Here is a 14,976-nt window from a genome sequence, read left to right on the forward strand (position 1 = left end):
ATTATTTAAGATGACGTCCCTTGGCATCTTTGTAGATATGGCCGGTTGCAATCAACACGCCTTCGATGAAGCCCCACATGACGCCAAAACCGCCGGTAACCAGCGTGACTACGGCTTGGGTGAAGCCGAGGAAATAGAAGCCCAGATAAATGCGATGCAAGCCGATCGCGCCGAACGCAATCCCCAACAAAGCCGCGACCAACTTGCTTTTGACTGGCTTGGCTTCCATCAAATATGCGCCGACCAGGCTGACGTCGGTGACTTTATCTTCGTCGTGATCGAAATCTACATCGTCGCCGACTTTGGGCGGCGCTTCCGATGTCCATTGATCCAGGTGGAATTCGTAGAATTGACCTTCGTATTTGATCACGCCGGTCTGGCATCTTTCATCGTAACTTTCTATGTGTCCTAGCATGTTGTTTACCAAATCAGTTGTATGTTTTTATTATTATGTGCACCTGCCGTTAGGACAGTTGCCGGTCGCAAAGCAAGCTCGACGTCAGCCCAGCTTATTTTTCGCGGCTAATGATACGGGAAAGCCCAAGGCCCCGCCATTGCGCCTGACGCAGATTGCCAACGTAAAACCTATTTCAGGCAGTAGAGACTTGCGCTTGACTGAATGTGGCCATTTCATTGTGTAAACGACAGGCCATTTGCAGTAAGGGTACCGCCAACACCGCGCCGCTACCCTCGCCCAGGCGCATCTGTAGATTCAACAACGGCTGAGCGTTCAAGGCTTGCAGGATGCGGGCATGGCCTTTTTCCGCAGAACAATGGCCGTAAAAAAACCAGTCCACGCAGCCGGGATTGATTCCCACCGCCAGCAACGCCGCGACACTGCTGATAAAGCCATCTATCAACACCGGCAAACCTTGCTGGGCGGCGCTGATATAGGCTGCGGTGAGAGCGGCGATTTCAAAACCGCCCAAGGTTTTTAAAATATCCAAAGGCGTCTGCAAAGCAGCTTGGTGGTGCTGCAAGGCCGAGTCGATAACACCGGCTTTGTGGTCGATTTGTCCAGCGTTCAAACCGGTGCCGGCACCGGTAATCTCGGCGGCCGGTATCCGCAAACTGGCGGCCGCCAAAGCGCTGGCACTGGTGGTATTGGCGATGCCCATTTCCCCGCCGATAAACAAATCGGCGCCGTTCGCCACCGCCCGCTCGACGGCAGCCCGGCCGGCGGCCAAGGCGATAGTTAACTGTTCGTCGTTCATCGCCGCTGTCCGGGAGAAATTGGCGGTGCCTGCACCGGCTCGATGGCTGATTACATTGGGTAAGGCCATTGGCTGCAATAGACCGACATCGACGACTTCGAAATAGGCATCGACATGCCGGGCCAGCACATTCACCGCGGCACCGCCGGCCGCGAAGTTTTTGACCATTTCCATCGTTACCACTTGCGGAAATGCCGAGACGCCTTCCTCGGCAATGCCGTGATCGGCGGCAAATACGCTGATATGGATTTTTTCCAGTTTAGGCATTGCCCGGCGCTGCATCGCCGCCAACCTGACCGCGCAATCCTCCAGCAACCCTAGGGAGCCGGGCGGCTTGGTTAATTGCGCTTGCCTGCTTAAAGCTTGTTGGTAATAAGCGGCATCAGGCGCGGCAATCGGCGCGGATAAACTGTTCATAATCAAATTACAGGGTTTTGAGGATTTGCGGCAAACCGGCGGTGACCAGCACCACCTTGTCGCTGATTTGCGCGAGTCTTTGATGTAAAAAGCCGGCTTCATCGACGAATCGGCGGGTCATGGCGTCGGCGGCTACAACACCCAGGCCCACTTCGTTGCTGACCATAATCACCCGTTGCCTGCCGGTCGCCAGTACGGCGCATAAGGCATCGGCTTGTTGCTGATAGCGCTGTTCTTGTAGATTACCTTGTTTATCGAATAACACATTGCATAACCAAAGCGTCAGACAGTCCACCAGCAAGCAATGTTGTTTGCCGACATAGTCGCCAATCACATCCGCCAAGGCGATGGGTTCTTCAACGGTTAACCAATGCGGCGGCCGGCGTTGTTGATGGTGCTGGATGCGGCTGTGCATTTCGTCGTCACCGGCTTCAGCGGTGGCGATGTAGACCACGGGCAGGCCGGAGGCCAAAGCCTGTTGCTCGGCATAGCGGCTTTTACCGGAACGGGCGCCGCCCAAAACCAGCTCAATCATCCGCTAACCGCACCGCCAGTACGTCGCATTTAGCGTGATGCAGCACGCCGTTGGCAGTAGAGCCGAGTAACAAAGCAAAACCATGGCGGCCGTGCGAACCTACGACAATCAAGTCGGCCTGAATCTCTTCGGCTACCCGGACGATTTCCAGTTTGGGGCTACCCATTTCCAGATGTTGCCGTTCGGTAGGGACATTCAGTTTTTCGCCCAGCTCGTGCAGGCGTTTCTTGGTGGCATCCATCAGTTCCTGGGTCAGATCCACATCGAAGGGAATGATGGGGCCATAGGCCGGATCGGTAATCGGCAAATTATCGACCACATGTACCAAGCTCAGTTGGGCAGCGTTTTGCGCGGCGATTTGCCTGGCTTTTTCCGCAACTTGACCGCCATGTTCAAAAAAATCGGCCGCCAATAAAACATGTTTATAAATCGACATAATTCCTCCTAATCGCTAACGGCGATCTCGGTAAACAACAAAGTCATGACCTGTGTGGAAATCAGTATATATAAAAAAGCCAACGCCAAGCCGAACATCAACGGCCTATCCAGGGCATGCCGAAAAATATTGCCGTTAACCAGCCAATGCCAGCCCATCAGAGCTATCATCGCGATATAGGCCACCTGACTGATCTGGGTATACAGACTGGCGACCGCCGGAATGGCGCACAGACTAATCACCACATCGGAACCCAGTAATGCCGTCAGAGTTTGCGGAAAACGGGCGGTTTTCCCGGAAAAATAGAGTAGCGGATAGCAAAAACCTATCATCAACACCGTCTCGGTTGCAATTTGCAGCAGGGCATGCGACCAATCGCTATCCAGCAGCAAAATCAATAGATTAACCAGCAAATAGGGTATGAACATCAGCCGCATTAACCAAGGCGACGCCGGCACATCCTGCGGGCCTTTGCGCATAATGCAAATCTCAAAAAACAACACCATCAGTTGGTACATGATCACTCCGCTTGTTGTAGGTTTTCCTCCGCTGCCAGCCAATCCATTTCTGCCTGTTCCAGCGCGCTATCGATTTGGCCTTTCCGGCTCAGTAACTGCTTTAATTGTTCCTTATATTCCTCGGCATAAATGGCCGGATCGGCCAATTGTTCTTCCAGATCGCGCTGTTGCTGATGAAACTTTTCCACCGCCGCTTCGGCTTTTTTCACGGCGTCCAACAATGGTTTTAAACGCTGCCGACGCTCCGCATCGAGTTTACGCTGATCCTTGCGCGACACCCCGCCGCCATTCTCGTTGGCGACCGGTTCGTCGCCCGCTTTCTTTTGTTCGGCCAACCATTGCTTGTAATCGTCCAAATCCCCGTCGAACGGCTGGATTTTGCCGCCAGCCACCAATAACAGTTGGTCGGTCACGGAACGCAGTAAATGCCTGTCATGCGAAACTACCACCAGAGCACCCTGGTATTCCTGCAAAGCCACGCTCAGCGCGTGGCGCATTTCCAAATCCAGATGGTTGGTCGGTTCGTCCAACAGCAGCAAATTCGGATTTTGATAAACTAACATCGCCAGCACCAAGCGGGCTTTTTCGCCGCCGGAAAACGGTCCGACCGGATCGTTGACCTTGTCGCCGCGAAAATCGAAGCCCCCCAAAAAATTGCGCAAATCTTTCTCAGTCGCTTGTTTATCCAGCTTTTGCAGATGCCAGAGCGGGCTTTCTTCCAGGCTTAGCAATTCCAATTGATGCTGAGCGAAATAGCCGATATGCAAATCCTGAGCGGTTTGTAGCTTACCAGTCAATGCCGGCATTTGCCCGGAAAGTACTTTGATCAGGCTGGACTTGCCGGCGCCGTTGGGCCCGAGCAGGCCGATACGGTCGCCTGGCGCAATCGACAGGCTGGCGTTTTTAATCACCACTTTATCGCCGTAGCCGATGTCGGCTTCTTCGATTTTCAGCAGTGGATTGGGCATTTTCTTCGGCGGTGGAAAACTAAAACCAAACGGTGAATCGACATGAGCCTGAGCGATCAACTCCATGCGTTCCAAAGCCTTGATACGGCTTTGCGCCTGTCTGGCTTTGGTGGCTTGCGCTTTAAACCGGTCGACAAAACTTTGGATATGGGCAATTTCGCGCTGCTGCTTTTCGTAGGCGGTTTGTTGTTGAGCCAGTTTTTCGGCGCGCATGCGTTCGAAGTCGGAATAATTGCCCGTGTATATTTCGGCTCTGTTTTGCTCGATATGCACGATGTGGTCGGTGATGGTGTCCAGAAAATCCCGATCATGGGAAATCAACAGCAGCGTGCCGGGGTACTTGCCGAGCCAATCCTGTAGATAAATCACTGCGTCCAAGTCCAAGTGGTTGGTGGGTTCGTCCAAAAGTAAAACATCGGAACGACACATCAGCGCTTGCGCCAAATTTAAACGCATACGCCAACCACCGGAGAATGAGCTGACCGGCCGGCTTTCTTGCTCGGTGCTAAAACCCAGACCGTTTAACAAACGCGAGGCCCGAGCTTGCGCCGTGTATCCACCGACATGATCCAAAGCAGCATGCAGCTCCGCTAATTTGATGCCGTCATGCGCTTGTTCGGCCGTATGTAATTTTGCCTGCAACGCACGTAACTCTCTGTCGCCGTCCAGCACATAATCGATGGCTGAACATCCCAAGGCCGGGGTTTCCTGGGCGACATGCGCGATTTCCAGATTCGGCGGCATGGAAAAATCACCTTCGTCGGCATGTAATTCACCGCGCAATAATGCAAAAAGGCTGGATTTTCCGGCACCATTGGCTCCGGTCAGACCAATTTTTTGGCCTTTATGTATCGTGAAAGAGGCCTCGCTAAACAGCAAACGGTTGCCGCGACGGATGGCGATGTTTTTGAAATTGAGCATGATGGTCAAAAGTTGGCTGGGTGCGACGCCGCACAATAGGGGAATTTTAGCGCGGCAGGGGGTTGCGCGTCTTTTGCAGTTTACTTGACGACGCATAGCCGGCTATTTGCGGGCTTGGTGTTGAGCCGGGCAATAGAAGCTTTTGGGAGAGGAGGAATAAGCCGCTAGGGGATGTAAGCGGGAGCGGCAATGTTTTTAAGGCTATCCCGATTTCGGATGAATTATCGTCAACCGGGACAACTCCGGAATACGTCGGGGACGGCCAAGAACCAGCCGCCCCCGAGCATTAAATTACCAGGACAAACTGCGTGAAATAGCGCCACTACCATCGTACAAGTAGCCATTTTTAACTACCTTGGTGACGGTGAACGCGCAAGTACCCTTGCTGTTGCTAGGTAACAGGGCACTGCTCAAACTGGTCGAGCCCTTTGTACCGGTAATGGAATAGCTTGCCCCGGTCACATTAGTTTTGCTGGTGCCCGAGGTGACTGAGCCACTCCAAGTACCATAAACGCCAGCACCGGTAATGGTCGATGTTCCGGATTTAACGGTAATGTTGGCGACGCATTGCGATTTACCTCCGCTTAACAATTTTCGAGTCATCACGGTACTGGCAACTTTCATATTCATCGCTACGACACTTTGCGCCGCTTGAATACTTTGTGTAGTACTGGTTTTCAAACCGCTGCTATCGGTAACGGTTAGTGTTGCGGTATAGGCGCCAGGGGTATTGTAGATGTGGCTGACCGATGTGCCAGTAGTTGCCGCAGAACCATCGCCGAAATTCCAGGCGTATGAAGAGATCGAGCCGTTTTTAGTGCTTGAGCCGGCACCATTCAACGTAACATTAAGCGGAGCGTCGCCGACAGTTGGCAGGGCCGTGATCACCGCTGAGGGTGGCACCAAAGCTACAACCGGGTAATTGCCGGTAATTTGGTATTGACCAAGGCTGCCGTAGTCAGAGTAGCCCGTAGTTAAATCGCCTTTGCCTACCCCTTCGATTTTCAGGAAATATTTTCCGGCGTTGAGCGAGACGTTTAAGGATGCCGCCAAGCTGTCCACCGGATTGGCTTGGGCCACCGTTTTGCCTTGCGCGTCAATTAACGTTAACAACACATCCAAATTGGGCGCTATTGCATCGGGTGTAACATTGAACTGCGCGCTGCCCCCGCCGGTTGAAAATACGAAAACGTCGACGTCCGTTGTGCGCTCGATGATGCCACTTTGTGAAACCGCACTGGCGTCGCCGGCTAATGGTGCCGCACTGGCAGTTGTGTCAGGGAAGTCATCGGGCCGCACAGACGCACCCGCAGCGTTTATTACTGCAAGATCATCCTGCAGATTGTTGGCGCCCGGATACTCGCCTTTACTCCATTGTGCGACAGGTTTGTAGTAGCCCACCCCCATGATCGGCGCCCAGCCGGTAGCACCGCTACCATGGCCGGCATAGTAGCCGGTGCTGGCATTGCCATCATGATTGAGGTTTAAGTTATGCCCTACTTCGTGTGAAATAGCTTCTGCAACATATTTGGGATAACCGTTGCCCAGTTTGTCGAAGAATACCCAGGCCGGCCGATAGCGTTCCGGGTAGGCGGCTGAATAATATGAAAACACATTAACGTAAGCGACGCCGCCGCAAGTTTGGTTGCACAGTTCCGGCATAGACCGGGTAACCACGGCTCGAGTGCCGTACTGAATGTCACTGGTGCTACTGCGCCTCAAGGCATCCAAAGTGGGCTCCTGGGTCGTCACGTCAACATCGAATGGGGCGTAGTCTTCCGCTACCCGTTGCCATATTTCCCGAATGTTATTTAATTCCGTAGTGCTGAAAGCGCCCGGGTTGCCATCTATATCATAGGCTTGAGCGGTAAGCGTAGTCATACTCCAGGCCGTGTTGGTCGCGACGTGACCATTGAAATCCAAATAAATAACGCGATTGGAACCAGGCTTGCTGTGCAGGGCGAATGGGTCGGCAGTTGCCGTACTGGCTACGCCGCTACCTGCGCTGGTGACCGTGGCGGTTTCTTGCTCGCCTTGTCCTTGAGTGATTTTGGTATGCTCGTCGATATAAAGCAGGCGGCCGCTTTCATCGATCCAGGCGGACGCATCGGTGCGCAATATATCTTCCAGGCGTTCGCTGGACATGTCGTAGGCTTTCGCCACATCCCCCAGCTTGTCGCCCAATGCGTCGATAGCTGCCTGACCGTTCTTTTTGCCTGTTAGCGTAATTTGCGGAAATGCCATTTCAGTTTCCGCTTCGGCCAAGTCGGTAATCTTGGCTGATGAACTTTGCGATTTTGCCCTGACCACGTCGAAGGGGTTTTCCATGCCCGACCCGTTTAAACCCGAGACAAATGCTTGAACCCGGCCATCGGCAAGCAGGGTCAGCCCGTAGTTATAACCGATCAAAGCGCTTTCGGCTTCTTGTTGCGAAGAAAAGTACAGTGGCTCTGCAGATATGCCGGCGGCTGAAGCGGGTAATTCGGTACTCAAATCATTTTCGATGGTCGCTTTCTGCTCAATCGGCGGCGTGGCGCAACCCACTAAGGTAGTGATGACGGCGGATGCGATGAATGTCTGTTTGTTCATGGTGGACTCCCGTGTATGGAAAGATCACTGTACCCATTCTCAAAATCGGCAGGCACAGGCGAGTAATACTGACGACAAAGTAAAGAACAATGTGCCCAAAAATTCTGAGATCAGAGTGGCTATTTTAAAAAGAACGGAAAAAACTGAACGGCGCCGACCTTTCCCAAGGTAACTCATAATAATACCTAAGCGCCGCTCCCCTGAAAGCGCGGGCCCTTTGCAATCACCTTACTAGATCCGCGCATACACAACGATGACAAATGTTTTCAGACCTCCCTAAAGCTATGTTTTGGTAAATGAAAATACCCGTCACTGCCACCGTACCTCGCAGCATAACACCGGCTTGATAGGATTGCCTTACAACGCGAATCCGCCGCTAATTTAGTAAGCGGTGGCAACATCGCTACCTGCCAAAAACCCCCGCCACCAATGTATCAGGCCAAACTTCCCGCTTTGGTTTTTACCTAGATACCACCTATCGTCTGGCCCCCAAAATCGCATAGCAAACCGGTGTCAAAATCAAGCTGGCTGCCATCCCGATCAACAGGCCGGCCGACAGCGACAAAGTCATCGGAATCAGGAACTGCGCTTGCTGGCTGGTTTCCAGTAAGGTCGGCAAAAAACCGGCAAAGTTGGTTAGAAAGGCCAGCAAGATCGGCCGAAAACGGGCGATACAGGCGGCGCTGATCAGCTGTTCCACCGGGGTATCCTCGTCGCCGTGCTGACGAATATAATCCAGCAGCACCAGGCTATCGTTTACCACCACGCCGCTAGCCGCAATCATGCCCACTAACGATTCCATCGACAAGGGCAGTCCGGCCGTCCAATGCGCCAGCACAGCGCCGCTCCAGGCCACCGGCGCGGCCAACAGAAAGATCAGCGGTTTGCTGTAAGATTTAAACGGCACCGCGATCAAAGCATAGATCACCAACAGCGCGATCAAGGTATTTTTACCGAAGGCCGCCAGCATCGCTTCCTGTTCCTGGCGCTGTTGGCCGATTTGCACATTCAATCCGGGAAACGCCTGCTCCAGATCCGGCAAAGCACTGTTCTCCAGCTCGGCGTAAATGCCGTTGACATCGGCCTTGGTCGGATCGACGCGGGCCTGCACCTTCAACACCCGATGCCGGTCTTCGCGATTCAGCCGGGAATAGCCTTGCACCAGCTTGATCTCGGCCAGATCGTTCAGCGGTACGCTGCTGCCGTTCGGCAGGCGCACCGGTTGCGCCTTCAACGCATCCAGCGATTGCCGTTGTTCCAGAGGATAGCGCACCATCACTTTCACTTCGCGGCGGCCGCGCAGGAAGCGGTGTACCTCCTCGCCGTAATAACCCTGGCGGACTTGTTCGGCCAGTTGTTCCAGGCGCAAGCCCAGGCGCTCGGCTTCCGGCTTCAGCGCTAGCCGTACTTCCGGTTTGCCCGGTTCGGAAGAGTCGATCACATCGTAAACCCCGGGAAACGTCGCCAATGCCGTTTTGAGTTGCTCGGCGGCGGGTTGCAGCAGGCTTGGGTCGCCGGCGCCCAGTAGCAACTCTATGTCGTAAGGCACATCGCCTTCTTTATAAATAAAATCCACCTTGCCCCGGCCAATATCGCCGATCCGTTGCCGCCAGTCGCGGATGAAGTCTTCAACTTTCAAACGCCGGCGGCCTTCTGCCGAGAATTCCAACCAAATACCGGCGCCATGCTCCCAAATAATCGTTTCCACACCGACGATCACACTGTGGTCGTTGGCATGAGCGGCTTGCATGTTTTGCCGGCTTGCTGGATCCACGCCGTCCAGTTCGTCGCGTAAAGCAAACAGGGCTTTTTCCACTTGGGTCGCCAGTGCTTGAGCCTCGCTGTAGGGCGCACTCTGCGGCAATTGCATCGATACCCAAAAACTGTCCTTGGTGACATCCGGATTAATCGACTGCCGCACCCGGTCGCTCAGCACCAAGGCCGTGCAAATTGCCAGCAGGGCGATGAACAAGGCCACGGTCAAATAGCGCCAAGCCAGTGCCGTTTCCAACAGCGGCTGGTAAACACGCACGACGAAACGATCCAAGCTCTGATTCATTCGCTCGCGCAAGCGTTGTAAACGGCCGGGTTTGGCCTGGGTATCGATGTCGCCGACCAGATGCGACGGCAAAATCAGCAAGGCTTCGATTAGCGAGAACACCAGCGTCAAGATCATCACCAGGCAAATCGGCCGCATCAGTTGCCCTGCCCAACCCGGTAAAAATAGGCCGGGCAAAAACGCTACCAGTACGATTAATACCGACAGGCTCACCGGCAGCGCTACCTCCTGTACCCCCTTTATCGTAGCTTGTAGCGGCGAATACCGGCCTTCTATCTGCCGGCTATGCACACTTTCGCCGATGATGATGGCGTCGTCCACCAAGATGCCCATCGCCAGCAAGAAACCGAATAAGGACAGCATATTCAAGGAAATATCCAGGGCCGGCATCAGCCAAAACGCACCCAGCACCGAAGTAAAAATGCCGACGCCGGCCCATAGCGCCACCCGCAGCCTTAAGAACAAGGTCAGCACCAAACAGACCAGCACGAAGCCGCTCAAGCCATCTTCCAATAGCGTGCCGATGCGCTCGTCGTAAGCTTGTGAATCGTCCCACCAGGTAATCAGACGCAAGCCGTCCGGCAATTGCCCGCGCATCTCTTCGACATACGCTTTGACGCGCCGCGCCACCGCCACGCTGTCCTGTTCGGCGTGAATCTCCCAACCCTGCGCAGTTTCGCCATTGTGATGCCAGGCCCATAAGCGTTCTTCCAGGCCGTCCTTGATGGTGGCGATTTGCTCAAGCCGCACTCGGTTGCCGTCCGGCAAAGTCTTGACGATCAAGGCCCCGACCGCGTCGGCATCGCGGGCCCGGCCGCTGACGCGCAGTTGCAACTCGCCGTCGGGATTCTTGATCAGGCCGCCCGGTAGATCCACCGAGGCCTTACGCAAGGCTTGCGCTACGTCGTCCAGCGTCAGCTGATATTTGCGTAATTGGTGCGGCAACACTTCGATGTCGATTTCATAGGCCAGCTCACCGTAGTTACGCGCGCGGCTGACGCCCGGAATCGCCGCCAGTTGTTCCTGAATCCGGTCGCCGTAGCGTTGCAGGGTGGCGGCATCGGTAGCCCCGTGCAAGGCCAGCCAGATCACACCGTCGTCGTCGTCCCGGCCAGCCGGCAACACCTGGATTTTTTCCAGCTGTTTCGGCAGGCGCGGAATGGCTTCCACCCGGCTTTGCAGGGTTGCCATCATCTGATTTTGGTCATGGTCCGGCAGAATTTCAACTTCGATCTTGCAGTTATCGCCCCTAATCTCGCCGTGCAGATGTTTAACGCCCGGTACATCGTGGATGGCTTCCTCAATGGGCACGCATACCGATTCCTCGACTTCTGAGGGGCCAGCGCCCGGGAATACGGCTTCGATCACGATGATATTAGGGCTGAAACGCGGAAATACTTCTTTATCGATACCGAGCACACCCAGCACGCCGCCGGTCAGAATCAGCAGCATCAACAGATTGGCGGCGACCGGATTGCCGGCGAACCAAGCCAATAAACCCAATCGCTGGTTGGTGGGCATCATGGGGCAGCGTCAGGCTGCGCTTCGACTGCGGTGACTTTCATGCCGGCCACCGCCACCGGCAGTTCCGACACCACTACCCGCTCGCCGGGATTTAATCCGGCCTTGACGACGACATGCTCGGCGTCGTGGCGCAGCACTTGCAGTTGGCGGATTTCCAAGCGTTGCTCGGCGTCGACCAATTTGGCTTGTTGCAAGCCGTTCAAAGCCGTGCGCGGCAAGCTAAACAAACCTTCCCTGCGCACACCTTCGATCTCGGCTTGCACGAATAATCCGCTCAGCAAGGGCGGCCTATCCGCGCTTTCCCGGAACGGCTCGGCGACTTGCGCGATCAGATAAAGCTGGCCGCTGTTGTCGTCCAGCGCCGCTTCGCTGCGGACGATGCGGCCTTGCCAGCTATGCGGTTCGCCGGCCAGTTCCGCGCGCAAAGTCACCGCCGGCCAGTGGCCGGCCTTGCCATGTTGCCCCAAGGGTAGTTCCAAAAAGGCCAGTTGCTCGGTGCTGATCGGCAGACGTACTTCGGCGACATCGCTGGCATAAATCCGTGCTATCACTGCGCCTGATGGCAGATATTGACCCAAGCCTGCTTGCTTGCTGAGCACCCGGCCGGCAAACGGTGCCCGCAATTCGCAGCGGCTGCGATTGAGTTTGGCCTTGGCCAGATCGGCTGCGGCGGCCTTGAGCTTGGCTTGCGCCTCGGCCAATTGCGGCTTACGCAGCGCCAACGCAGTAGGCTCGCCTTCGCCCAACGCTTGCCATTCGCTCTGCGCCTGCTCGACTTGCGCCTGTTCGTTGATCAAGACCCGCTGGGCCTCGGCCAGCTGGGCTTCAGCGGCAACGATGGCATAATCGTAATCGCGCGGGTCTATGGTCAGCAGCAATTCGTTGGCGGCAAAGAAACCGCCGGCAGCCATCGCCGAATGTACCTGCGCTACTTTACCGCCCACTTCGGTGACCAAGTCAATAGTCTCGCGCGGCGCGACCACGCCTTGGGACATGACGTTCAGTCGCAAGCTTTGCGGCTCGACACGAACCACATTGACCTTGGGAACAATCGGTTCGGCGCTCTGCTGAACGGTTTGCGGCTTGCCGGCGATGATTGCCCAGGCCGCGCCGGCCGCCGCCAGCAATACCAGAATCGGTAACAGGATTTTTAAATTGAGTGTTTGCGGATTCAAACGCCACCGCCTAATGCCAGATAGAGGTTGATACGATTGTTTAATAATTGCCGCTGTACGGCCAGGTGAGCGCTTTGCGCATTGAGGGTGCTGCGGTAGCTGTCGAGTAAAGTCAGGATTTCGATCAAGCCCTGCCGGTAGGAATACACCGCCAGCTTACGGCTGGCCTCGGTTTGCTCGACAGCTTCGCGCAAGGCCTGTTCCTGGGTGCGCAGCCAGGCTTCGGCGGCCAGCGCTTGCTCGACTTCGCGAAAGGCGTTTAAGGCCACACTTTGGTATTGGTTAAACGCTTCCCGGACTTTAGCTTCATTAAAGCGAATCTCGCCTTGCAGCCGGCCGCCGGTAAATAGCGGTTGGACCAAGCCGGCGGCGAGGTTCCAGGCTGCCGCGCGCGGGTCGACAATCTCGGTCAAGGCCGCGCTGCTGGCGCCGCCGGTGCCGGTTAGCGTCACCCGCGGCAGCAAAGCTTTTTCGGCGCTTTCCAAACGCGAGTCGGCGGCCCGCAAGCGTTTGAATGCGGCGATGACGTCCGGACGGCGTTCCAATAGCTCGGCCGGCAAGCCGGCACTCAAGGTTTCCGGCGGCTGCGGTAATTGGAATGTCGCGTCGAATTCTTGTTTAGCTGGATCATTACCCGGATACCGGCTCAGCAAGGTTTGCAGGCGCTTACCTAACAATTGCACGTCATTACGGGCTTGCGCCAGCTGTGCTTCGGCATTCGCCAGATCGGTCAGCACCAAGCGCAAATCCAGGCCGCGGGTCAAACCCCGGTTGAAACGGCCGCGTACCAGATCGACAATGGTGCCGCGGTCCTTGACCGACTGTGCCGCCACCGTCGCTTGCCATTGCGCTTCAGTGAATTCGAAATAGGCTTGGGCAATCCGTGCGGCCAGCGATAATTGCGCGGCGCGATAATCATCGCCAGTCGCCTCGGCTTCGGCTTCCGCGGCTTGTTGTCCGGCCTTGATTCGGCCCCAGACATCCAGCTCCCAGCTCAGGTTGAACAGCGCCGTAAACGCGCCGGATTCGCTGCTTTCGCCACCTATATTAGTCTTTGCGCGTTGATAGCCGGGTGTTAACGACAATTGCGGCCAGCGGCCGGAACCGGCGATAACCGCTTGTTCGCGTGCCGCGTCAACACGGGCCGCAGCACTTTTTAAATCAAAGTTATCGGCCAGGCCGTTGTTTACCAACCTGGTCAAATGCTCATCATTAAAGGCCGCCAACCAGCTCGTTGCGGCTGCTTCGGCAAAATGGCCGTTGCTGCTCCAGTGTGGTGGTGCCTGAAAAGCCAAAGCATGTGCATCCCGAGGCGCGGGCGCATCACAGCCAACGGTCCATAGCGCCGATAGAGCTGACAAAATCCATAACATCGGGCGGCAAGGTTTGGCGGGCATTAGGGCGGGAATGGCAGAAAAATCCGATGAATAGAGGCGCGGTTATTGAGTAAGACGTTCAAACAGGCCAAATCCCCACCGCAAGCGAAAAATAATAGAGGCAATCCACTCGCCGCGATAGCTTGGGACCGACTAATTGTTCAGCAAGCCCGCTGGGCTTTGTTTTTACTGCGTTACAATCCATACTTTGCGCATCGCGCACGTTTCCCGTCAAATCTTTTAACTACCCAGCCACACGATGAATATTTCGTTTGAAATCGTCCCGCGCAGCCTAGAGGCTTTCGACCAGCAATACGCCTTTGTGCAAACTTTGGACAAAGGCATCAACATCATTAATGTCCCGGACATCCAACGCTTCGATACCCGCAGCTGGGAATTGGCAACCCGCGTTGATAGAAGCAAATACCGCTTTATTCCGCATTTTCGGGCGATAGACTTCAAAATCGACAGCGGTGAGCTTTACCGTATCATCGAAGAATATGCGCTGGACAGCGTGTTGTTGGTGTCCGGTGATCCGCCGGAAGGTTTGAAGCGGTCGTTTTACAATACCGATGTGGTGGATTTGATTCGGGCCGTGCGCCAGCGTTATCCCAGTTTACATATTTATGCCGGCTTCGATCCGCATCGCAGCGGCGTTCAGGATGAATGCGATTACATCCAACGCAAGGTCGATGCCGGCGCCGGCGGCTTTTTCTCCCAGCCGTTCTACGACAGCCGCATGATCGACATCTACGCCGAGCACATGCAAGACCTGGAAACCTATATCGGCATCAGCCCGATCACCAGCAAGGCCTCAATGAACTATTGGGAAGTCAAAAATAAGGTGAAGTTTCCGAAGCGTTTTCGGCCGGATTACGACTGGAATGTGGAATTTGCCAATGGCGTGATTGCCTCGGCGGCGGTGAATGGCTTGAATGTCTATTTCATGCCGATTCGGATTGATTTGGCGCGGTATTTTGGGGCGATTAAATTGGGCGGGTAATGTTGACACCAGCAATAGTTCCCTCTCCCACTGGGAGAGGGTTAGGGTGAGGGGATAAATTAGAAAAAGCTTTATTCTGATCCCCTCATCCCAACCTTCTCCCGGTGGGAGAAGGGGCTGACGCTGGCGTTAGGTATCGCGTGGGAACGCCGCCATGGACGCTCTGTGTCGTCCGGTAGATACTTTGATTTACTATCCCTAAACCCGGTTGAATGCCGCTTCCAGCATCGGCAGCCGGCAT

Annotated in this window: 11 protein-coding genes; 1 reads left to right on the top strand and 10 read right to left on the bottom strand. The window is 55.2% G+C overall.

Annotated elements, in window-relative coordinates:
* Position 1: 1 nt before the first annotated feature.
* The 10 genes from ACMXD4_RS00670 to ACMXD4_RS00715 all read right to left on the bottom strand — a co-directional run bounded on the left by ACMXD4_RS00670 (position 2) and on the right by ACMXD4_RS00715 (position 13,753).
* Positions 2 to 415 carry a TM2 domain-containing protein gene (locus ACMXD4_RS00670; RefSeq protein WP_033157528.1) on the bottom strand — a complete coding sequence of 138 codons (414 nt, stop codon included), beginning with the start codon at positions 413 to 415 and terminating at the stop codon, positions 2 to 4.
* A 175-nt stretch (positions 416 to 590) separates the two neighbouring features.
* Positions 591 to 1,631, bottom strand: a complete 1,041-nt coding sequence (cobT, locus tag ACMXD4_RS00675; RefSeq protein ID WP_171696960.1) for a nicotinate-nucleotide--dimethylbenzimidazole phosphoribosyltransferase — start codon at positions 1,629 to 1,631, stop codon at positions 591 to 593.
* 7 nt (positions 1,632 to 1,638) lie between these two features.
* Entirely contained in the window at positions 1,639 to 2,166 is a 528-nt protein-coding gene (gene cobU, locus ACMXD4_RS00680) for a bifunctional adenosylcobinamide kinase/adenosylcobinamide-phosphate guanylyltransferase (RefSeq protein ID WP_415879566.1), read from the bottom strand.
* Positions 2,159 to 2,602, bottom strand: coding sequence for a universal stress protein (locus ACMXD4_RS00685; RefSeq protein ID WP_319961020.1), 444 nt, complete (start codon positions 2,600 to 2,602; stop codon positions 2,159 to 2,161). Before ACMXD4_RS00685 ends, cobU begins: the two co-directional genes overlap by 8 nt.
* Before the next feature lie 8 nt (positions 2,603 to 2,610).
* On the bottom strand, positions 2,611 to 3,120 hold the full coding sequence (locus tag ACMXD4_RS00690; RefSeq protein WP_319961021.1) for a hypothetical protein: 510 nt from the start codon (positions 3,118 to 3,120) through the stop codon (positions 2,611 to 2,613).
* A gap of 2 nt (positions 3,121 to 3,122) precedes the next feature.
* The gene (locus ACMXD4_RS00695; protein ID WP_319961022.1) at positions 3,123 to 5,009 is read right to left on the bottom strand and encodes an ATP-binding cassette domain-containing protein; all 1,887 of its coding nucleotides are present in this window, start codon (positions 5,007 to 5,009) and stop codon (positions 3,123 to 3,125) included.
* A 291-nt stretch (positions 5,010 to 5,300) separates the two neighbouring features.
* Positions 5,301 to 7,598, bottom strand: a complete 2,298-nt coding sequence (locus ACMXD4_RS00700) for a PKD domain-containing protein (protein WP_319961023.1) — start codon at positions 7,596 to 7,598, stop codon at positions 5,301 to 5,303.
* 475 nt (positions 7,599 to 8,073) lie between these two features.
* Positions 8,074 to 11,181 carry an efflux RND transporter permease subunit gene (locus ACMXD4_RS00705; protein WP_415879567.1) on the bottom strand — a complete coding sequence of 1,036 codons (3,108 nt, stop codon included), beginning with the start codon at positions 11,179 to 11,181 and terminating at the stop codon, positions 8,074 to 8,076.
* The gene (locus ACMXD4_RS00710; RefSeq protein WP_415879568.1) at positions 11,178 to 12,356 is read right to left on the bottom strand and encodes an efflux RND transporter periplasmic adaptor subunit; all 1,179 of its coding nucleotides are present in this window, start codon (positions 12,354 to 12,356) and stop codon (positions 11,178 to 11,180) included. Before ACMXD4_RS00710 ends, ACMXD4_RS00705 begins: the two co-directional genes overlap by 4 nt.
* A complete protein-coding gene (locus ACMXD4_RS00715) occupies positions 12,353 to 13,753 on the bottom strand; it encodes an efflux transporter outer membrane subunit (protein ID WP_415879569.1) in 1,401 nt (466 codons plus the stop codon). The genes ACMXD4_RS00710 and ACMXD4_RS00715 overlap by 4 nt, the downstream gene beginning before the upstream one ends.
* Positions 13,754 to 13,991: 238 nt before the next feature.
* Between ACMXD4_RS00715 and ACMXD4_RS00720 the strand changes: the two genes are divergently transcribed.
* Positions 13,992 to 14,735 carry a methylenetetrahydrofolate reductase gene (locus ACMXD4_RS00720; protein WP_415879570.1) on the top strand — a complete coding sequence of 248 codons (744 nt, stop codon included), beginning with the start codon at positions 13,992 to 13,994 and terminating at the stop codon, positions 14,733 to 14,735.
* Positions 14,736 to 14,976 lie beyond the last annotated feature (241 nt).

It is taken from the genome of Methylomonas sp. TEB, assembly GCF_047777895.1.
In the GTDB taxonomy this organism is placed as follows: domain Bacteria; phylum Pseudomonadota; class Gammaproteobacteria; order Methylococcales; family Methylomonadaceae; genus Methylomonas.

Coding starts and splice junctions, on each gene's coding strand:
- cobU (WP_415879566.1), bottom strand. CDS start 2,166: ATGATTGAGCTGGTTTTGGGCGGCGCCCGTTCCGGTAAAAGCCGCTAT.
- ACMXD4_RS00670 (WP_033157528.1), bottom strand. CDS start 415: ATGCTAGGACACATAGAAAGTTACGATGAAAGATGCCAGACCGGCGTG.
- ACMXD4_RS00695 (WP_319961022.1), bottom strand. CDS start 5,009: ATGCTCAATTTCAAAAACATCGCCATCCGTCGCGGCAACCGTTTGCTG.
- ACMXD4_RS00715 (WP_415879569.1), bottom strand. CDS start 13,753: ATGCCCGCCAAACCTTGCCGCCCGATGTTATGGATTTTGTCAGCTCTA.
- ACMXD4_RS00700 (WP_319961023.1), bottom strand. CDS start 7,598: ATGAACAAACAGACATTCATCGCATCCGCCGTCATCACTACCTTAGTG.
- ACMXD4_RS00685 (WP_319961020.1), bottom strand. CDS start 2,602: ATGTCGATTTATAAACATGTTTTATTGGCGGCCGATTTTTTTGAACAT.
- ACMXD4_RS00705 (WP_415879567.1), bottom strand. CDS start 11,181: ATGATGCCCACCAACCAGCGATTGGGTTTATTGGCTTGGTTCGCCGGC.
- ACMXD4_RS00720 (WP_415879570.1), top strand. CDS start 13,992: ATGAATATTTCGTTTGAAATCGTCCCGCGCAGCCTAGAGGCTTTCGAC.
- ACMXD4_RS00690 (WP_319961021.1), bottom strand. CDS start 3,120: ATGTACCAACTGATGGTGTTGTTTTTTGAGATTTGCATTATGCGCAAA.
- cobT (WP_171696960.1), bottom strand. CDS start 1,631: ATGAACAGTTTATCCGCGCCGATTGCCGCGCCTGATGCCGCTTATTAC.